At 57.9% G+C, this 20,540-nt stretch carries 17 protein-coding genes and 1 tRNA gene; 12 read left to right on the top strand and 6 right to left on the bottom strand.

Going from position 1 to position 20,540, the window contains the following annotated elements; all coding sequences use genetic code 11:
- Positions 1-333: 333 nt before the first annotated feature.
- Positions 334-3,231, bottom strand: coding sequence for an aminomethyl-transferring glycine dehydrogenase (gene gcvP / locus A3709_RS19160; protein WP_066058346.1), 2,898 nt, complete (start codon positions 3,229-3,231; stop codon positions 334-336).
- Between the two features lie 127 nt (positions 3,232-3,358).
- On the opposite strand from gcvP, the gene A3709_RS19165 reads away from it, so the two are divergent.
- Positions 3,359-3,949, top strand: a complete 591-nt coding sequence (locus tag A3709_RS19165) for a uracil-DNA glycosylase family protein (RefSeq protein WP_066058349.1) — start codon at positions 3,359-3,361, stop codon at positions 3,947-3,949.
- Between the two features lie 18 nt (positions 3,950-3,967).
- Here the strand turns inward: A3709_RS19165 and A3709_RS19170 are convergent, their stop codons facing one another.
- The 3 genes from A3709_RS19170 to greB form a co-directional block, all read right to left on the bottom strand.
- Positions 3,968-4,483 (bottom strand): hypothetical protein, encoded by a 516-nt coding sequence (locus A3709_RS19170; RefSeq protein WP_066058352.1) that lies wholly within the window; start codon positions 4,481-4,483, stop codon positions 3,968-3,970.
- Positions 4,484-6,436: 1,953 nt separating this feature from the next.
- Complete coding sequence (locus A3709_RS19180; protein ID WP_082850228.1) at positions 6,437-7,753, bottom strand: MFS transporter; 1,317 nt, start codon at positions 7,751-7,753, stop codon at positions 6,437-6,439.
- A 46-nt stretch (positions 7,754-7,799) separates the two neighbouring features.
- Complete coding sequence (gene greB / locus A3709_RS19185; RefSeq protein ID WP_066058360.1) at positions 7,800-8,300, bottom strand: transcription elongation factor GreB; 501 nt, start codon at positions 8,298-8,300, stop codon at positions 7,800-7,802.
- A gap of 89 nt (positions 8,301-8,389) precedes the next feature.
- Here greB and A3709_RS19190 point away from each other — a divergent pair, with 89 nt between their 5' ends.
- From A3709_RS19190 to A3709_RS19220, 7 genes are all read left to right on the top strand, one after another.
- Positions 8,390-9,214 carry a M23 family metallopeptidase gene (locus A3709_RS19190; RefSeq protein WP_231871247.1) on the top strand — a complete coding sequence of 275 codons (825 nt, stop codon included), beginning with the start codon at positions 8,390-8,392 and terminating at the stop codon, positions 9,212-9,214.
- 59 nt (positions 9,215-9,273) lie between these two features.
- Positions 9,274-9,459: a Trm112 family protein gene (locus A3709_RS19195; RefSeq protein ID WP_066058363.1), complete on the top strand. Its 186-nt coding sequence runs from the start codon at positions 9,274-9,276 to the stop codon at positions 9,457-9,459.
- A gap of 3 nt (positions 9,460-9,462) precedes the next feature.
- Positions 9,463-9,810 (top strand): histidine triad nucleotide-binding protein, encoded by a 348-nt coding sequence (locus A3709_RS19200; RefSeq protein ID WP_066058365.1) that lies wholly within the window; start codon positions 9,463-9,465, stop codon positions 9,808-9,810.
- 33 nt (positions 9,811-9,843) lie between these two features.
- Entirely contained in the window at positions 9,844-12,444 is a 2,601-nt protein-coding gene (gene alaS, locus A3709_RS19205) for an alanine--tRNA ligase (protein WP_066058368.1), read from the top strand.
- 211 nt (positions 12,445-12,655) lie between these two features.
- On the top strand, positions 12,656-13,897 hold the full coding sequence (locus A3709_RS19210) for an aspartate kinase (RefSeq protein ID WP_066058371.1): 1,242 nt from the start codon (positions 12,656-12,658) through the stop codon (positions 13,895-13,897).
- 184 nt (positions 13,898-14,081) lie between these two features.
- A complete protein-coding gene (gene csrA, locus A3709_RS19215; RefSeq protein ID WP_066058375.1) occupies positions 14,082-14,279 on the top strand; it encodes a carbon storage regulator CsrA in 198 nt (65 codons plus the stop codon).
- A gap of 124 nt (positions 14,280-14,403) precedes the next feature.
- Positions 14,404-14,494 (top strand) — tRNA-Ser (locus tag A3709_RS19220).
- Positions 14,495-14,746: 252 nt separating this feature from the next.
- Here the strand turns inward: A3709_RS19220 and A3709_RS19225 are convergent.
- Together A3709_RS19225 and A3709_RS19230 are read right to left on the bottom strand one after the other, a co-directional pair.
- Positions 14,747-14,959: a hypothetical protein gene (locus A3709_RS19225; protein WP_156507855.1), complete on the bottom strand. Its 213-nt coding sequence runs from the start codon at positions 14,957-14,959 to the stop codon at positions 14,747-14,749.
- A gap of 58 nt (positions 14,960-15,017) precedes the next feature.
- Complete coding sequence (locus A3709_RS19230; RefSeq protein WP_066058380.1) at positions 15,018-15,710, bottom strand: sugar transferase; 693 nt, start codon at positions 15,708-15,710, stop codon at positions 15,018-15,020.
- Between the two features lie 326 nt (positions 15,711-16,036).
- On the opposite strand from A3709_RS19230, the gene A3709_RS19235 reads away from it, so the two are divergent.
- From A3709_RS19235 to A3709_RS19250, 4 genes are read left to right on the top strand one after another with little or no spacing between them, the layout of a single operon-like run.
- Complete coding sequence (locus tag A3709_RS19235) at positions 16,037-16,927, top strand: DUF6492 family protein (protein ID WP_066058384.1); 891 nt, start codon at positions 16,037-16,039, stop codon at positions 16,925-16,927.
- Positions 16,924-18,165, top strand: a complete 1,242-nt coding sequence (locus tag A3709_RS19240) for a glycosyltransferase (RefSeq protein ID WP_066058387.1) — start codon at positions 16,924-16,926, stop codon at positions 18,163-18,165. The genes A3709_RS19235 and A3709_RS19240 overlap by 4 nt, the downstream gene beginning before the upstream one ends.
- Positions 18,155-19,483, top strand: a complete 1,329-nt coding sequence (locus tag A3709_RS19245; protein ID WP_066058389.1) for a lipopolysaccharide biosynthesis protein — start codon at positions 18,155-18,157, stop codon at positions 19,481-19,483. The genes A3709_RS19240 and A3709_RS19245 overlap by 11 nt, the downstream gene beginning before the upstream one ends.
- Positions 19,480-20,406 carry a sulfotransferase gene (locus A3709_RS19250; RefSeq protein WP_066058391.1) on the top strand — a complete coding sequence of 309 codons (927 nt, stop codon included), beginning with the start codon at positions 19,480-19,482 and terminating at the stop codon, positions 20,404-20,406. The genes A3709_RS19245 and A3709_RS19250 overlap by 4 nt, the downstream gene beginning before the upstream one ends.
- Positions 20,407-20,540 lie beyond the last annotated feature (134 nt).

Consider the following 20,540-nt stretch of genomic DNA (forward strand, 5'->3'; position numbering starts at 1 on the left):
GGTTCTTCTTGTTACGACAAGTGCTGCGAATGGATTACCCACCCGCGTGCGGCAGTACCCACGTTAGAGTATGTACTAGCTATATACCCTATCTGTCTCGTCCAAATTGTTTAAAGAATCTGGGCGGTAATATTTCGCATTTTTTAGCTTGAGGGTTTGGTCGATTTGTCTATTGGGGAGGAAGAAGATTCGCAAAATGCGAATCCAGCAGTTTTCAAAGCCCAACATTTTGCCTATTGGTCGATCATAAATGTGTGCTGGCTCGCGCAGCGGGACGTTTAGCAGGGCAAAAAAAAGCCCTGCGATGCAGGGCTTTTGGAGCGTGATGAAGTGCTATTCGACTTCTTCGCGATAGCTGTCGATGGCCGGGCAGGCGCAGAACAGATTGCGATCGCCATAGACATTGTCGACCCGGTTGACCGGCGCCCAGTACTTGTAGCGTCGCAGTGACGCGACCGGATAGGCGGCCAGTTCTCGCGAATAGGGGTGGTCCCATTCGCTGGCAGCGACATCCGCCAGCGTATGCGGCGCGTTGGCCAGAGGATTGTCCTGCGCATCCAGCTCGCCGGCCTGAACCTTGTTGATCTCCTCTTTGATCGCAATCAGTGCGTCACAGAAACGATCCAGTTCAAACATCGATTCAGATTCTGTTGGCTCAACCATCAAGGTGCCGGCCACCGGGAAGCTCATGGTGGGCGCGTGGAAGCCGAAATCAATCAGGCGCTTGGCAATGTCTTCTTCTGAGACGCCGGACGCTTCCTTGATGGGGCGGATATCGATAATACACTCGTGGGCCACATTGCCGGTCGTACCGGTGTACAGAATCGGGTAGTGGTCCTTGAGGCGGTGGGCAATGTAGTTGGCGTTCAGAATTGCCACCTTGGTGGCCTGCGCCAATCCCTCGCCGCCCATGAGCGCGACATAGGACCAGGATATTGGCAGAATGGAGGCGCTACCGTAAGGCGCAGCCGACACCACGTCGTTGTTCTCATCCAGGCCGGGGACCGGAACCACCGGGTTGCTCGGCAGGAACGGTTGCAGGTGCGCGCCGACGCCAATGGGGCCCATGCCCGGGCCGCCTCCGCCGTGAGGAATACAAAACGTCTTGTGCAGGTTGAGATGTGATACGTCGGCGCCGAACTGACCTGGCGCCGCAATGCCGACCAGGGCATTGAGGTTGGCGCCATCCACGTAGACCTGACCACCGTGGGCGTGGACCACGTCACACAGTTCGATAATCGATTCCTCAAAAACACCGTGGGTAGATGGATAGGTCACCATAATGGCGGCGAGATCCTCGGTGTGGCGCTCTGCCTTGGTCTTGAGGTCGGCCATGTCGATGTTGCCGTTGTCGTCGCACTCGACGATGACGACCTTCATACCTGCCAGGGCTGCGGAGGCAGGGTTGGTGCCGTGAGCAGAAGAGGGGATCAGGCACACGTTGCGCTGATGGTCGCCGCGGCTCTGGTGATAACGCATGATGGCCAGCAGGCCCGCGTACTCACCCTGGGCGCCGGAATTGGGCTGCATGGAGATGGCATCGTAGCCAGTGGCTTCGAGCAGCATGTGATCGAGCTCTGCCAGCATGGCCTGGTAGCCTTTGGTCTGATCGACAGGGGCAAAGGGGTGTAAGCCGGCAAATTCAGGCCAGGTCACCGGAATCATCTCGGTGGTGGCGTTGAGCTTCATGGTGCAGCTGCCGAGCGGGATCATGGCGCGATTCAGGGCGATGTCCTTGTCTTCGAGGTAGCGCATATAGCGCAGCATCTCGGTCTCGGAGTGGTAGTCGTTGAACAGCGGATGCTGCAGGTAGTCCACCTCGCGTTGCAGGGCAGCAGGGATACCAGGGAAGCCGTCGATGCCGGTATCCAGTGCTGCCGCGTCGGGGGTGTCCTCACGCCCGCTGAATACCTGCCACAGTTGTTCGATATCCGCGGCCGTGGTGGTCTCGTCCAGAGCGACACCGAGCCGATCAGTGCCGATGACCCGCAGGTTCATGCCCGCAGCGAGAGCGCGGTGCACGATGGCCTGCTGTTGCTCACACACGGTAAAGGTCAGGGTGTCGAAATAGGTGGTGTTGTCCGCGTTAAAGCCAAGGCCAACCATGCCTTCAGCGAAAATGCTGGTCAGACGGTGGATGCGGCTGGCGATGGTACGCAGCCCCTCGGGCCCGTGATACATCGCATAGAACGTGGCCATGATGGCGAGCAGGGCCTGGGCGGTACAAATGTTACTGGTGGCCTTCTCGCGGCGGATGTGCTGTTCGCGGGTTTGCATGGCCATGCGCAGGGCCTGGTTGCCGCGGCGGTCGATGGAAACACCGATAATACGCCCCGGTGTGGAGCGCTTGTAGGCGTCGCGCGTGGCGAAGAACGCAGCGTGCGGGCCGCCGAAGCCCATTGGTACACCAAAACGCTGGCTATTGCCTACGACAACGTCAGCGCCCAGTTCGCCGGGGGCCTTCACCATCAGCAGTGCCATAATATCGGCCGCCACGGTAACCAGTGTCTTGGCGGCATGCGCCTGCTCGATCAGCGGTGCGATGTCGTCCAGGTTGCCGTAGGTGCCCGGGTACTGCAGTAACACGCCGAAGGCTTCTGTCTTGCCCACCAGTTCGTTGGGATTGCCCACGACGATATCGATGTTCAGTACTTCTGCACGGGTCTTTATGACAGCGATGGTCTGCGGGTGGCAGTCTTCCGCAACTATGAACACGCTGCTGCGGTTTTTCTTGTTAACCCTCTGCAGCAGGGTCATCGCCTCTGCCGCGGCCGTGCCCTCATCGAGCATGGAGGCGTTGGCCAGGTCCATGCCGGTCAGGTCCATGACCATTTGCTGATAGCTGAGCAAAGCCTCCAGACGACCCTGGGAGATCTCGGGTTGGTAGGGTGTGTAGGCGGTATACCAGCCGGGATTTTCGAGTACATTGCGCTGAACGACGGGTGGTGTGAATGTGTCGTGATAGCCGGTACCGATAAAGGTCTTGTTGATCACATTCTGGCTCGCCAGCGCCTTCAGCCGCCTCACCACATTCTGTTCTGTCTGTGCGCCCGGCAGGTCCATGGGCTGGGCGCGGCGGATTGCAGCGGGCACCGTATTGTCGATGAGCGCATCGAGGCTGTCATAGCCCAGAATCTGCGCCATTTCGCGCTGTTGTTTGACAGTGGGGCCTATGTGGCGTTGGATGAAATCTGAATGGTTTTCCAGCTCGAACAGAGAGGGACGGCTCATACGTGCTCCGAAAGGCAAATACAGATGAAAATGGGGGTCGATTTGATCGGCGCGATACTACCAGCAGGGCTGCTCCGCGGCAATCAATCTGGCTATTTTTTGAGCCCTGATTGGCGCTGTCCAGGTCATGCCTGATTCACTGGAACTGGTCGACCTGTTGGCGCAGATTCGCGCCTGTGACCACTGTGCGCCGCATCTGCCGCTGGGGCCCAATCCTGTAGTGCGTGCCAGCACCAGCGCACGGCTGCTGATTGTCGGTCAGGCGCCGGGCACCCGGGTGCACGAAACCGGTATTCCCTGGAACGACCCTTCCGGGGAACGACTGCGCGATTGGCTGGCGATAGATCACGCAACGTTTTACGACGAAAGCCTGATCGCTATTGTCCCCATGGGTTTTTGTTACCCGGGGCGAGGCAAGTCCGGCGATTTACCCCCGCGCCCGGAGTGTGCAGAGCTGTGGCACGAGAAAGTGCTGACGCATATGCCCGACGTTGAACTGATACTGGTGATCGGGCGCTACGCCCAGGACCGCTATCTCGGCAAAAGCCGAGCGACGCTTACCGAGCGGGTCCGCAACTGGCGCGATGTCGATCCGCGGTACCTGCCACTGCCGCACCCATCACCGCGCAGCACGCTGTGGTTGCGGCGCAATCCCTGGTTCGAAGATGAAGTGGTACCCGCGTTAAGAGCCCGGGTGCAGGCAATATTCCCTGATTAGCCGGTGGCCGGCGCGCGATTAGGGCTCGAATTCTTCCGCTTTCATGCGCCTGAGTTTTTCGCCCTGGTCGGCATTGGTTGAGGACTTTTGCGTGGAGGAGGGCGGATCACCGACTTGAATGCCCACCGACATACTGCGGGACATGGATGCGCCCTGGCCTGCGGTAGTGGCATAGATACGCAGATAGTGGCGCCCGGCAGCCGGTGTTCGCACGCTAATGTCAAGATTGAAACGACCGTCGCTGTCTCTGGTGAGTTCAACCGGTGTCAGGGGGCTGATCAGATTGAGTGCGCTGTCGGCTTTGATCGCCACTGTCAATCGCTCGGTGGCGTGGGCACGCAGGCTGAGTGTGAGATTGAGTTCGGCGCCCACTTCAGACCGATATGAGCTGTCTGATACCAGCGTAATAGGTGCGCCCGGCTTGCTGTGGTCGGGGCCGATGGGGGTGTCGGCCACGGTGGCCTTCTCTGGCGCACAGGCTGCGGTGGAAAGGGCCAGGCAGGCAGCCAGGGCGAGTTTACTCAGGCATTTCATGGCGCGTTCCTCGTTATTGGGCTTGGATGCTGACGGCGTAGCAAACGTCACCGGCATTGGCATCGCCGGGCTGGCTCGCATTGTAAAAGCCGTAAAGGTTGAGGATATGTGGCCCGGCATTCAGGGGGCCAGTGGCAGATTCGAAATCGGCGTCGGGGTTGAATCCACCCAGCACGGGCACGCCCTGGCGGTAGACAGTGAAGTCGGGGTCGCTGCCAAACATCCCGGAAGTGCGTTCAATCAGCACCTGGTATTGATCAAAGCCCGGAACGTTGAATCGCACCAGAGCGTCGACCCCCAGCTTGTTACCGTCGCCATTAAAGTCAAAGTGCGTCTGGCTGCAGACCTCGATGGCATTGCCGTTCACGTCGAGCTCGGGATACACCGGCAACATCGATTGGACGCCATCGCGATCGCCGGGCGGGCGATTCTGCTCTCGGCTGCCATAGGGGTCGACGATGTCCCCGGTGATGGATTCAGCTTCCAGCATGTTGGCCAGGGAACCAGCGAGCTCAGGGTGATGATTGAGCATCGAGTCCACAAAACTGAAAATGCTGGTCATGGCAGGGGTGACCCGGTGTTCGCCCGTGAGGGCAGCATAGATGGGCCGCAGCCCGAGGGTCAGGTCGTCAGCGCCATCGTGCTGCTCGTCGTAAAGATCGTAAATCAATGACTGCACACTGCTGGAGCTGAACCAGCCCGGGTTGAACCGGGCGCCTGCCTCCATGGAGAAGCTCCATACNCCTTGCTGGCCCGGCCCGTGGCTGTCGGCATACCAGGGGTTGTCGAGCAGCGCTGCACCCAGGCCATTGGCCAGCCCTTCGCCAAAGGCCAGGCGGATATCCAGAATTTCCCCGCCGCCCCAGCGCCCGCCAAAGGAGTCTGAGCGGGCAATCTGGTTGTCCATGTAGTGCATCCACTCGTGTACAACCACGTGTACGTCGTACTCGTCGGTATCGTCGTCCTGCTGGCCGAGGATGTAGAGCTTGGGTTGGCCGTTATCGATGACGTGGAAACTGGTGCCAATATCCCCGTCGGCGAGGTTGCCTGATGCGGTGCTGTTTTTTTCGCTCCAGAACACCTGCAGCGGCGGCAAATTGATGTCCAGGTCGATTTCCACGAGCTGCAGGGTGGCGTCATACATGGTGTCCAGCAGCGCGAAGGGCCCCGCGGTGCGCTCAGTGGTATAGCTTGAGCCGCCCCAGCCGGAGGGCGCGTGCAGATTGCGTTGAGGCATATCTGCTGGTGTCGCATCTTCTCCATCCATCACATACAGCGCATCTCCCTGGGTGTTGTCGCGGATCATGATATCCCAGTTGGGTGTGCCGACACGTTGGCTTTGTGCGCGCACTCGCACAAACACCGCGTCGGTGCTGTTGGCGGTAAAGGCATAGGCACCCGCGGCGTCGGATACCGTCTCCTGCAGTACCTGGTCGGTGGCGCTGTCTACCAGTTGTACCGTGGCACCTCGCACGGGCATGGCCGTGATGTTGTTGTAGTCCAGACCCTGGCCGAGGCTGCGCTGGGGCACCCTGTCATAGGTAATAGTGCCAGAGACCGTCGGTGCGCTGGGCACGATGATGGGCGCCAGATAGAAAATTTCGTCGTTATTGAGGAAGGCCATTAGCGCCGCGTTGCCTGCGAAACCGGCGGTTTCGATCGCACAGTCGTTGTTGTTGCCACCACACAGGTGGCGGAACGCACTGCGCCAGCCGACGAACTCGAAGCCCGGCTCGGTTTCAACGCTGAAAGTTTCCTTGAACTGGGTGCTGCTGACATCCACTTCGCAAATGCCGTCGCTGGGACAGAAGATGTTCTCCGATACCACGGTGCCACCGGGTGGCACGGTAATCAGGATTTTGCAGCCGCTTAGCAGTGCGAGGCCCAGGATGACCAGGGTGGAGCGAAGCACAGCAGTGCCTCGGCGTATTGGCGCTGTAAAGTTCGGCATAGTTATGACGTGACTGTATTTTGTCCAGCAACTTTAACTGCTTTGCGGTAGGCCTTGAAGCCCCGGGCGGCAAGAATTGCCGACAAAGGGCATACAATGAGGGGCAGTAGTACCAGAGAATAACGAAGTTTGAGGTCGTCGCCGAACAGGAAATCGGTCAACAGCGCCACCGCACTCGGGCCGAATGCCAGGCCGAACAAATTTGTCGAAAAGAGCATTAGTGCCGAGATCTGGGCGCGCATGCGGTTAGGTGTGATCAATTGGATACCGGCTATGCCCACCCCGAAATAAGCGTTCAGGAAGAACACAATCGGCCAACCGGCCAGTACTGCCAGGTTTGCATCTTGCGCCAATGGTCCGAGCGTTGCAGGTACCAGCCACAGCAGGGCGCAGACCATGATGACGCGCAGCGGTGCATCGATGTAGCCCCGCTTGGTCAGGGGTTGCACGCTCCAGCCTCCGGCAAGTGCACCTGCGCTGCCGGCTATGAGGAAAATGGTCCCGAACTGGCCGCCTGCCGCGGCGCGATCCATCTCGAAACTGCGCATGAGAAATTCCGGATACCAGGCCATGGTGCCATAGCCGAGCACTGCCAGCAGCGACATGGAGCCGATGAGTCCCACATAGGCGCGGCTGTGAGCACCCAGTTGCGCGCCCACTTCCGCCAGGGAGACTGCCTCGGCCGCTTTGTTGCTATCTATACCGCTGCGCGGCGGCTCACGCATGAGTGACAGCAGCGCAACGATCAACAACCCCGGGAGCCCTACAGCGATAAACGTGAGCTGCCATGCACTGACTTCACCGATCAGGGGTACATGGGCACCGCTGGTCTCGAAATGCTGGTAGATGGCGCCGCCGATGATATAGGCCAGGCCGCCTCCGAGGGTAATTCCCAGCGTGAAAACGGCGGTGGCCCGGGGCAGTTTTTCGGGCGAGAAAAAATCGGCGAGCAGTGAGTAGGCGGGGGGCGACAAGGCGGCCTCACCCACACCGACACCAACTCGCGCGAGGAACAGCGTGGTAAAGCTCTTGGCCATGCCGCACAGGCAGGTCATCAGGCTCCACAGGAAGACCCCCACGGTAATGATGAACTTGCGATTGCCTCGGTCTGCCCAGCGGGCGATTGGCAGCCCCAGGGCAATGTAGAACATCGAGAAGGCGAAGCCGTGTAACAGGCTGTACTGGAAGTCTGAGATATCAAATTCGGCACGAATAGGGCCGATGAGTACCGCCATGACATTGCGGTCGACAAAGGACAGTATGTAGGCCAGCAGCAATACGAACAGCGCGTAGTTGGCCTGAAAGCTGGAGCGTTGCAAACGGTGGGTCCTTATTGTTGTTGAGTCGGAGCGCTCGGCGAAAAATCTAGGTTGAGTAATCGATGCCGGTGACGTAGTACACCTGCTCTCCCGAGGGGCTGGCGACCACGACTTCGTCGTCGATGGCTTTACCGAGCAGGGCCCGCGCCATGGGCGAATCCATGCTCAGCTTGTATTCTCGAAGGTTGAATTCATCGGGCCCGACAATGCGCCAGCGTTTTTCCTCGCCCTGTTCATCCTCGAGCGTCACCCAGGCACCGAAGCGCACTTTGCTGGTGTCTGTTGGAGGCCGGTCCACGACCTCCAGTTCGTCGAGGCGCTTGTTCAGAAAGCGTACCCGCGAGTCGATCTCCCGCAGGCGGCGCTTGCCGTAGATGTAATCGCCATTCTCGGAACGGTCGCCATTTTTGGCAGCCTCGTGCACGGCGCTGGTCACCTGGGGGCGCTCCACCTTCCACAGCTGATGCACTTCCTCGCGTAGGGCGGCTTCTCCCTCTGGCGTAATGTATTTGGAACCGCGTTTGCGCGGCGGTCTGTATCGTCCCATGGGTGCATCATAAAAGGGGGATGGCCCCTTTTCCATGCCTGCGGTTGTGGTTAAATGGCGGTGTCTGAATCTGAGAGGTGGCTGCCCCCGTGTTGACTCGTGTTATCGCTACTTGCGCTGTGCTCTGCGCGCCCCTGAATGTGCTCGCCGCTTGCCCTGACCTCGAGGGCAACCTGATACAGGGTGGGTTGGTGTACGGTGAAGTGGCGCCGGGGAGTCAGGTAACCCTGGATGGCGACGCTTTAACGGTGCTTGAAGACGGCACTTTTTTTGCCGGTTTCGGCCGTGACAATGCCGCTACGGCCGAATTGGTGATCACCGGCGACTCACCCTGTACCCAGACATTTAATATCGCAAGCCGCGAGTATCGAATCTCGCGGGTGGAGGGGGTGCCGCAGAAAACCGTGACTCCCTCGGAAGAACACTTGGCTCGTATCCGGCGCGAACGAGCTCTGGTCAGCGCGGCCAAGCGCCAGCGCCTGGATCGCGAGGACTTGCTCCTCGGGGCGTTGGCAGGTTTTGAGTGGCCTGCGACAGGCCGAATCTCCGGCGTGTATGGCAGCCAGCGTTTTTACAATGGCAAGCCGGGCAATCCGCACTATGGCGTGGATGTGGCAGTGCCCACCGGTACCCCGGTTTATGCGCCAACTGCGGGCGTGGTCACATTGGCCGAGGATGATTTGTTCTATTCAGGCGGGACGGTGATTCTCGATCACGGCTTTGGGTTGTCATCGTCATTCCTGCATATGAGCAAGATTCACGTGGAGGTGGGCCAGGAGCTCAAGACCGGCGACTTGCTCGGTGAAGTCGGCGCGACCGGCCGGGCCACGGGCCCGCACCTGGATTGGCGGATGAGCTGGCGCAACCAGCGGGTCGACCCGCAGCTACTGGTGCCGCCAATGCCGGAGCAGTAGCCCCTGCCTGGCAAAAACCCGTATAATGCCGCTCCCGTTTTGTACCCCGCGAGAGCGTAATGATCGATAAAAAACTCCTCAGCATCCTGGTGTGTCCCGTCAGTAAGGCACCTCTGGAATATGATCAGGAAAAAGACGAATTGGTTTGTAAGGCCTCTGGCCTGGCATATCCCGTGCGCGATGGCATTCCGGTCATGCTGGAATCCGAGGCACGCCAGCTCAGCGCCGACGAGAAACTGGCCTGAGCCATGACAGATACGATTTTTGGCAAAATTATTGCTGGTGAGATCCCCTCGGAGTTTATTTACGAGGACGAGCACTGCATCGCTATTAACGATATAGCGCCGCAGGCGCCGGTGCACGTTTTGGTAATTCCGAAGAAAGCCATTCCCCGTCTGGTGGATGCTGAGGCGGACGACCAGGCCCTGCTGGGACATCTGATGCTCGCCGCTGGCAAAGTGGCAAAGCAACTGGGCGTGGAAGAGGCGTTCCGCCTGATCGTGAACAACGGAGAGGGCGCCGGCCAGACCGTCTTCCACCTGCATCTGCATATCATTGCCGGGCGAACTTTCGCTGAAGGGCATATGGCGGGCTGAGGCCTGTTTCATCACAAAATCGAGACACACAACATGAAGACCGTAGAGATACGCGAAGCTTTTCTGGAATACTTTGAGCAGCAGGGTCACACCCGGGTGCCGTCCAGCTCCCTGGTGCCGGCCAATGACCCCACCTTGCTGTTCACCAATGCGGGCATGAACCAGTTCAAGGACACGTTCCTCGGCGCCGATCCGCGCCCCTATGTGCGTGCAACCTCCAGTCAGCGCTGTGTGCGTGCCGGCGGCAAGCACAATGATCTCGAAAATGTGGGTTATACCGCGCGTCACCATACCTTCTTCGAGATGTTGGGCAATTTCAGCTTCGGCGATTACTTCAAGCAGGATGCGATCAAGTTTGCCTGGGAATTCCTGACGGGCACCCTGGGCCTGCCCCCGGAAAAGCTGTGGGTGACCTGCCACGTTTCCGACGACGAAGCGGAAGAGATCTGGGTTAACGAGATCGGCTTCCCGCGCGAGCGTATTTCGCGCCTCGATGAAGACAATTTCTGGCAAATGGGTGACACCGGTCCCTGTGGGCCCTGCTCGGAAATCTTCTATGACCACGGTGAAGATGTGCCGGGTGGCCCTCCGGGTTCACCTGACGACGACCTGGATCGCTATATTGAGATCTGGAACCTGGTGTTCATGCAGTTCAATCGCGATGCTAGCGGCGAGATGCATCCGCTGCCTGCGCCTTCGGTGGATACCGGTATGGGGCTGGAGCGTATTGCGGCGGTGATGCAGCAAGTCCACAGCAACTATGAGATCGACCTTTTTCAGGCCCTGATCGGCGCCGCAGCCAAGCTGCTCAATGTGCAGGACCTCGAGGAAAAGTCACTGCGCGTAATTGCCGACCATATCCGCTCATGCGCATTCCTGATTGCCGACGGCGTGCTGCCGGGCAACGAAGGCAGGGGCTATGTGCTGCGTCGGATTATTCGCCGCGCGGTTCGTCACGGCAACAAACTTGGCGCTACAGAACCGTTCTTCCACAAGCTGGTGACCACTCTCGCTGAACAAATGGGTGGCGCTTATCCTGAATTGGTGAAGTTGCAGGGCCAGATCGAGAAAGCCCTGCTGACCGAGGAAGAGCAATTTGCCAAAACCCTCGACAATGGCATGCAGATACTCGAGGAGGCCCTTGCTGGACTGGAGGGTAAGGAAATCCCGGGCGACGTGGTATTCAAACTCTACGACACCTACGGATTCCCGGTTGACCTGACCAATGATATTGCCCGCGAGCGCGATCTCGGCCTGGATATGGCAGGTTATGACGCCGCCATGGCCGCACAACGGGCGCGTTCCCAGGAAGGCGGCAGCTTCAAGGTGGATTACAACGACGTCCTCAAACTCGAGGGCCAGACGGAGTTTACCGGCTACGAGTGCACCGAGGGCGAGGGCACGGTGACCGCGCTGCTCAAAGACGGTGCCGAAGTCGACAGCCTGGGCACAGATGACGAAGGTGTGGTCGTGCTCTCCAGTACCCCTTTTTACGGTGAGTCGGGGGGCCAGGTGGGCGATACCGGGTTCCTGAGTGCCCAGGGTGTGAAACTGGAAGTTACCGATACGACCAAGGCCTCAGACCAACACCTGCACCATGTGAAAGTGCTGGCCGGTTCCGTGAGCAAAGGCGATACGCTGCAAGCCGAGATTGATAACGGTCTGCGCCAGCGCACCCGTTTGAACCATTCTGCGACGCATTTGTTGCACGCTGCCCTGCGCAAGGTGCTGGGTGACCACGTGCAGCAGAAGGGCTCTTTGGTGGACTCGGAGCGGCTGCGCTTTGATTTCTCCCACTTTGAAGGCGTTACCGCCGACGAACTCAAGCAGATCGAGACGTTGGTGAACGACCAGATTCGCGCCAATACCGAGGTATCTACTCGCCTAATGTCCATGGACGAGGCGGTTGAGGCCGGTGCAATGGCGTTGTTTGGGGAGAAATACGGCGATGAAGTCCGTGTGCTTGCTATGGGTGAAGACAACTTCTCGGTAGAACTGTGTGGCGGTACCCACGCGGCCCGCACTGGCGATATTGGCCTGATGCGGCTTACCGCCGAATCAGGTGTTGCCGCGGGCGTGCGTCGTATTGAGGGGGTAACAGGTGTGGGTGCAATGGCTTATATCGATGCTGCCGAAGCACGCCTGGACGCGGTATGTGATGTCGTGAAGGGAACCACCGACAATGTCGCCGAAAAGGTGGCGGGCCTGCGCGCGGATAACCGCGAGTTGGAGAAAGAAATCGCCCGTCTGAAGCAGAAGCTCGCAACCGGTGCCGGTACCGACCTGACGGCGGGTGCCGTAGACGTGCAGGGTATCAAAGTGCTGGCGGCGAATGTCGATGGCGCTGATGCTAAATCACTGCGCGACACCCTCGATCAGGTAAAGAACAAAATGGGCTCTGGTGTCATCCTGCTAGCAGCCGTAAATGACGGTAAAGTGGCGCTGGCTGCCGGTGTGACCAAGGACCTGACCGACAAGGTGAAAGCCGGCGACCTGATGCGCGAATTTGCCGGTCGCCTCGGCGGTAAAGGCGGCGGTCGTCCCGATATGGCCCAGGGCGGCGGTACCGATGCCGCGGCGTTGCCCGGAGCGCTGGAAGCGGTCCCTGCGTGGGTTGAGTCCCAACTTTCCTGAGGCAGATTCCAGCCCGAATATCGCCCGGCCCGACGTTTTGTCGGCCGGGCGCTAACGCTCCCTGTGGCCCGTTGGTCATAGCCCCAACAAACTCCTATTATTCTCCTCTCCGGATCGGTTTAATTCTTCACCAATCTGGTGTTTAATAGCGCCCCTTTTATCTGGCCAAAATCGGTCGAAATGCCCGGTGTGTGGGCCTTTGCGAGCAGTAATGAGCTTAATCGTACAGAAGTTTGGCGGTACTTCCGTGGGAAGTATCGAGCGTATTGAACAGGTCGCTGACAAGGTGCAGAAATTTCGCGCCGATGGCCACAGCGTGGTCGTGGTGGTATCTGCGATGTCCGGCGAGACCAATCGCCTGATCGGCCTGGCCCAGGAAATCCAGGATCGCCCCGTACCGCGGGAGATGGATGTGCTGGTGTCCACCGGCGAGCAGGTGACCACGGCGCTGCTCTCCATGGCGTTAGACAAGCGCGGCGTCAAGGCCAAGAGCTACAACGGCAGCCAGGTACGCATTCTCACCGACGACGCCCATACCAAGGCCCGTATCCGCGAGATTGACGACGCGCGCCTGCACGCTGATCTGGACGATGGCTTCGTTATAGTTGTGGCGGGATTCCAGGGCGTGGACGAGCTGGGCAATATCACCACCCTCGGCCGCGGCGGTTCAGATACCACGGCAGTGGCGCTGGCCGCAGCCCTCAAAGCCGACGAGTGCCAGATCTATACCGACGTTGATGGCGTATATACCACCGACCCTCGTGTGGTGGATGGGGCCCGCCGTCTGGACAAAATTACGTTCGAAGAAATGTTGGAAATGGCCAGCATGGGCTCCAAGGTGCTGCAGATTCGCGCTGTGGAATTCGCCGGAAAATACAATGTACCCCTGCGGGTATTGCACAGTTTCCAGGAAGGTCCTGGAACGTTGATCACACTTGAGGAAGATGACGAGATGGAAACGCCTACAATTGCCGGTATTGCCTTTAACCGCGACGAGGCCAAGCTCACTATTCTGGGTGTGCCTGATATGCCTGGCGTTGCTCACCGCATTCTCGGTCCGATTGGCGAGGCCAACATCGAGGTGGACGTGATTGTCCAGAACGTTGCGGAAGACGGTACCACCGACTTTACCTTCACCGTGGGCCGCAATGATCTGCCCCGGGCGGAAGAGGTGCTCACGGCGGTTGCCAACGAGATTAAGGCTCGCGAGGTTCGTGCTGATAGTAAGATCGCAAAGGTATCCGTGGTAGGTGTGGGCATGCGTTCACACGCCGGTGTGGCAAGCCAGATGTTTGCGGCGTTAGCCGAGGTTGGTATCAATATCCAGATGATCACGACGTCTGAGATTAAGATCTCCGTGATTATCGAAGAGAAGTTTCTCGAACTGGCGGTGCGCGCACTGCACTCCTCGTTCGGGCTGGACGGGGAACCAAAGGATGAAACTGTGGCCTAAGGCACAGTGCTGTCGCCTTTTAATGTAGGCATATGAAACAAGGTTTTTTGTACTGGTAAAGAATTAGCGGCAAACTACACTTACACACACTCGAACTAAATCGCAGGGATCCGATCCGCGTCGGGAATGCGAACTGCCACATAACAGGCCTAAGCCCATGGCAGCTAAGAGACTGGAGAAATATATGCTGATACTCACCCGAAGAGTAGGCGAGTCACTGATGGTAGGGGACGAAATTACCGTCACCGTGCTCGGCGTTAAAGGCAATCAGGTGCGTATAGGCGTTAACGCGCCCCGCGAAGTTGCCGTTCACCGCGAAGAAATCTACGCGCGCATCCAGGACGATGAAAAACGTCACAATAGTGCCAACAGTAGCGAATAATTCGTACCTCAAAGGCTCTCTATAGCTTTGATTTTCCAATAGTTGTGGTATGATGCCGCGCCTGTGTCAAACAGTCAGTCCGACATAGAGAAAAACGTTTTCAGTTCTATCTGAACGTACCCCCGGAGAGCTGGCCGAGTGGCTGAAGGCGCACCCCTGCTAAGGGTGTATAGGCTTATCCCCTATCGAGGGTTCGAATCCCTCGCTCTCCGCCATCTAAACAAAAAGGGCACCCCATCGGGGTGCCCTTTTTGTTTAGACGCCGAAGGCGCCCCGCAGGGGTCGGAGCTCGCCAAATCGCGCTCTGATCAATCCCTCGCTCAGTAGCTCTCTGCAAACTCCGTTGGGTGCCCTTTTTTGTTTAGCATAAACCCAAAACGGGACCCAGAGGGTCGCGTTTGTTGTTTTACTGCGTGAGTGGCTGGTTGAGGCCGCCATGTGCCTTTGTTCACATCACCCCCTTGCCCTCAGGCGATTGCGTTAACGTAGTCGTACTTTGCGACCGAGATGTTCAGTACATCGCTGATCCTCTGTTTGGATGTACCCATGTGGCGCAGCTGTTTAAAGGTGGAGACATTCAGGTTCAGCGGTGTCTCCGGTGAGATTGGAATCGGAAACAGCAGGGCCCGATCGAATACATTCTGGGGGCGGAGGTCGGTGGTCGGGCGTTCGATATTCATGGTCATCATCGATTCGGGTTTGTTGTTACAGAGAGTTTGGTGTGCAGGTAAAGCGTGTTTAGTAAGCGCCGCGTGCAGTCAGGACAGCAGGCACGGTGCGAAACAGAATTTCCAGGTCCAGCAGCACAGACCGCTGCTTGGCGTAGTCGATGTCCAGGGCAACCTGGCGATCGAAGGGCAGGTCGGAACGGCCGGAGATCTGCCACAGGCAGGTGATGCCGGGCTTAACCTGCAGGCGGCCACATTCGTAAGGGGTGTACTGGGCGACTTCGCTGGGAATGGCTGGGCGGGGGCCTACCAGTGACATATCACCGCGCAGTACGTTCCACAGCTGGGGCAGCTCATCGATAGAGGCCTTGCGGATAAAACGGCCGATGCGGGTAATACGCGGGTCACGCTTCATCTTGAACAGTACGCCGGCCTTCATTTCGTTCTGTGCTTCCAGTTCGGCTTTGCGCTGCTCGGCATCGATGTACATGGAGCGCAGCTTCCAGCAGCGAAACTCGCGCTTGCCTTCACCCACGCGTACCTGGGAGAAGAACGCGGGGCCGGCAGAGTCGAGGCGAATCCACAGGGCCACCAGTGCAATCACAGGAGCGAGGACCAGCAGGGCGCAGGCAGCGCCGACGATATCGATCGCGCGTTTGCACACCAGGTAGCCAGTCTCGTTGCGCTCAGGGCGTCGGGTAACGATAGAATCGATGGCGCTAGTGCCAACTAGGGTGGTGTTGATGATAGTGAACCGGGCCATGGTGTATCTCCTGAGCATTTCGCGCGTTGTAGGACACCAATCGCAAGGCCTATGCCAATCCTTTAAGGCTCTGATTTATATATATAAAGTGTGTTTTTTGGGTGGTTTTGGTGGGGTGCGCGGGCGGGGTGCTAGCGCTCTGAATTGCAGATTGCGACGTGATTTGGGAAGGACGGCGCCGTTGAAGCAGTAAATCTGTGGGGTCGCCGCTGAAATTGCTGAAGTCGATGATATGACTGCCGAAAAAATTATATCGCCACTCGCCAGGTAGTGGCACGACAAGTGCATTCACTTCGCCACAGTAGCAATCCGCGGGAGCATCTTGCATGTCACGCCACAACGAAATTCTGGAGATTGTTACCTGCTCATATCGTCCGGACCTCGAGCGGTGCAATCGGCTGTGTGCCAGTATCGACGAATTCGTCGATCCTACTATCGTGCACACGCTGCTCGTGTCTCGCCGAGATCGCGAAGCATTTACGAGCCTGGAAAACCATCGCCGTAGGGTGTTGGCGGTAGAGGCGGTTGTGCCGGGTCGCTATCGACAGTTGCCGTTTAGTGAAAAGCTTTGGATAGACGCCTGGGGTTGGCCGTTGCGCGGTTGGGTCATGCAGCAGTTGGTTAAACTCAGTGTCAGTGAAGCGGTGGGCGCCGAGCTAATCGTCTTCGCGGATTCTGACCTGCAGTTTATTCGACCGCTGGCCAAAGAGCGCATCTTCAGCGGCGGAAAGCTGCGCTTACATAGAGTCCCATGCGCAATGAACGAAGGCCGCCCCTTGCGCTGGCACGCGCGCGCAGCTGAGCTGCTTGGTGAGTCACGTGAATATTTTGGCAGCGATTATGTGGGGCAGCTCATCACCTGGCGCAGAAGCAATCTGGTGGCCCTGCACGCACATATTGAGTCGGTAACCGGTCGCCCCTGGCACACTGTGTTTGCGCGAAGTCTCGATATCTCTGAATACATTCTTTACGGCAGCTTCGCGGAGCACGTACTGGGATTGGAGACCGCAGGTCATTTCCCTGAAGCGACGGATCTATGCCACTGCTGCTGGTTTGACCACCAGGCGCAGGGGCTGCTGAATGGCACGATTGAGGTTGCCCCGGAAGCATTGGCACTGCACGTGCAGTCCAATCTTAAGTTAACGCCGGAGCATGAGCGCGCGGTCTTTGCGTCGGCGCTGAGGCACGGTGTCAGCCGTCAGGAGGAATGGGCATGAAGCGCTTGTTGTTTGTTTCTCCGGAGCTGCCCTATCCCATGCAGAGTGGCGGCAAGGTTAAATCGATGAAGCTACTGCACGCGCTGTCCAAGCGCTACCGAGTCACCTTCGCTTCACCGCTTAAAGGCGAGGATGCGAGCCATGTTGACGAATTCCACGCGGCCTCGCCCTGTGTCGAGCACGTGCATGTGCCTGTCGATGTCCCACGCAGCGCGATCAATCTATTGATCAGTTATTTACAGGGCATACCGCTGAATGTACGGCGCACAATGGACAGCGTACTGCGCAATAGAATTGCCGATGTGGCCGATGATTTTGATGTAATTTTCCTCGACCACTACGAAGTCTATCCCTACCTGCCGCAGGGCTACGGCGGGCTGGTTGTTTACCATGCGCACAACGCCTATTTTAAGATCTGGGAGCGCTACGCCAGCCTGCCTGGCAATCCGGTTATGCGGGTCGCCTCCTATCTGGAAGCTATTCGGGTGAGGCGCTGTGAAGCCAGTGTGGCCCGCCAGGCCGATCTCGTGTTCGCCGCCCCGAATGATGCCCGCGAGCTCGTCGATGCAGGTGTATCCGGCAATTGTATCCGTCCAACTTTCCACCTCGGCGACGATAGCCATCTGCAGCGCAATGAACTTTGCTTTGAACGCACGCACAAGAAACTGATGTACGTTGGGCTGCTCAGCTGGGAGCCCAATGTGCAGGGATTATTGTGGTTTATTGAACATGTCTGGCCGCGCCTGGAGACCTGTCATCCCGACCTGGTCTTCGATGTTGTCGGCATGAACCCTGATCCACGTCTGGTCGATGCGGCTGCGGCGCACGCGGGCATAACCTTGACTGGGTTTGTTGCCGACCTGGAGGACATCTATCGCGATAGCCGTGTGTCTGTAGCACCGCTGCTGTTTGGCAGTGGTATGAAGGTAAAAGTGCTTGATGCCATGGCGCGCGGAATACCGACCGTAACCACACCTGTGGGTGCAGAAGGTATTGATATCCGCAACGGTGTGCATCTGATGGTAAGTGAAGCGCCGGACCATATGGCGTCGCAGATTGACCAGCTGCTCAGTGATGCTGTTTTGTGGGACACCCTGCGAACGCAATCCCGCCAACTCATTGGCGAGCGCTACACGTGGGCAAGTCTTTTCGAAAGTATGCACCGGGATATGGATCACGCACTGTCGTTGAAGCGTGATGCGGTGTCACTAGATAATGAAGTCGCCAATGTCGTCTGAGGCGGTGAATGAGTCGCAGCGGAGTTTGCCGCGCGAGTGGATGCGATTTGTTCCTGCAGCAATGATGGCCTCGAGCCGGTGTGCGGCGGTGGCTATCCAGTTTCTCTGTCAGCTCATCATCGCCAACCTCGCCGGAGCTGCGGGTCTGGGCCTATTTCAGTTATTCAGTTCCTGGACCTGTATCCTGGGTGAGATATTGGCCCAGGGCTTGCCGGCGCGGATGATGCGGGTGATATCGGTAGGTTTTGACCGCGGTGACTATTCCTATTGCCGTGAACAGATGCGCGTTGCATCGAAACGGATTCGCTATCCGGCCCTATGGATTCTGGCGATCTCTATTCTGGCGATGATGCTGTTGCAGGCCACGGACTGGAGCACGAGCGAGTTACCTCTGGCTTGGCTGATTTTTGCCGTGGTGGTATCAGCTTCGCTGTTTGCGTTGCTGCGTATCTACGTGGAAGCCCTTAAAGGTACGGATGCGCCATTGGCGGCCATTAGCATTGAGAGCCTTGGGCCTCCGATTCTGGTGCTGATGGTCTGTTTGGCCTGTTTGTCAGCGGGTATCACCCTGTCATCGTGGCTGTTACTGATAGCGGGCACGACCGGTTTCGGATTGTCGCTCGCTGTGACCGGTGCACTACTGCGTAAGCGCCTGTCGATCACCCGGGCAGGCAATTCACACAAGACGCAGGTTGACGAAGACCAGCGCGAACAGCGAGCCCTGTGGGCCAATAGTGTGCTGGCCATTGTGTTTGTGCAGCTGCCATTTATTCTTCTGCCCTGGTTTGCCGACGTCGCACAAATCGGTGTGTTCTCGGTGGCGCACAAATTGGTGAACCTGGTCACTTTACTGCTGATACTGATGGCCGCAGTGTTTGGCCCTGCATTTGCGCGGGCGGGTGAGCAACGGAATGTTTCGGCATTGCGAGAATTGCTGCGTCGCACTCAGTATCTATCGATGGGTATCTTCCTGCCCTTGGCTGCGATGCTGGTTGTGCTCCAAGGGCCCTTGACCACGATGTTCAACTTCCCCCCCGAAGCTCTTCAGCCTTTTCTGTACGCGCTCTTGTTAGGGCAGTTGGTTAACGCTGCCACGGGTCTTCCCGGATTATTGATGAATATGACCGGCGCGGCACAGCTGGAGCTTAAAGTGTTGCTTATGTCGCTCGCGTTTGCTGCCTTGCTCGGCGGCCCAGTCGGCTACCTTTATGGAGCCGTCGGTATTGCCTGGCTCGTGAGTGCCACGCTCGCACTGAAAAATTTCGCTTCGCTCTATTTCGCCAGGTGCCACCTGGTTCAGTTGGGAGAGATACAATGAAACCCATGGATTTTCTCATCATTGGCGCGCAGAAATGCGCCACAACGACCTTGTTCGAGCATTTGCGTCAGCACCCCGGTATCAATATGCCACTGGAAAAAGAGGTGCCATTTTTCACGGGACCCGAGCGGGATTGGAGCGACTGGCTGGCATTTGCAGAGCAGCAGTTCGGCGATGATGATGGGCGTTTCTGGGGCAAAGCGACGCCGCAATACATGTGTGACCCCAATGTGCCGGCGCGCATTCATGCGCTCATGCCCTACGTGAAACTGGTCGCGATTCTGCGCGATCCGGTGCAGCGGACCCGCTCGCATTATCTGATGGGGCGGCGTAGGGGCACTGAACATCGAACCCTTGATCAGGTGCTGCCGCGTTTGTTGGAACCCGAGGCCTTGCAGCGCAGCCGCTGTCTGCCGGTGCCTGATCATAGCCAGGGATATGAAGATGAGGCTGATTTCTATGTGACTTGGAGCGAATACGGCAGGGTGCTGCAGGCCTATCTTCAGTACTTTGATCGCAGTCAGTTGCTTGTGCTGTACACAGAGGACCTGCAACGTGATCCCGAAAGTACCCTTGACCGATTGATGACGTTTATTGGTTTACCTATGGGTTTCCGCCCAGATACGCTGGGTGAGGTCATGCACAAAGGTGGCGGCAGCAACCGGATACCCCATGGCGTGCGTGAATGGTTGCGTCAACGCCAGCTCATCTACTCACTGTGGCAGCGTATACCGGCGGAGCGACAGGGCCGTCTGCGATTCCTCTATGAGTGCTGGAATACCCGCAAATCCTCTGGCCAGGAGGCCAGATTGCAACCGGAATGTGAGTATGCACTGCGCCGGCATTTTCAGCGAGATCTGGTACATTTTCGCGAACTGCAACTCGATCCGCCACCCTGGATGCAGGAGTATTCCGCTGCATGAGGTCTGGCAAATTGCAAAGCAATGTGTAGATCACTCCCGCATTTTGCAACGCCGTGTGCGCCCAAACTCAGTTTTTCTCGCCAGAGCCTATCGTAAGTGACTGTTTTATAAAGCCTAATTATTTTATTTGAGGC

It is taken from the genome of Halioglobus sp. HI00S01, from assembly GCF_001635445.1.
GTDB lineage: Bacteria > Pseudomonadota > Gammaproteobacteria > Pseudomonadales > Halieaceae > Halioglobus > Halioglobus japonicus.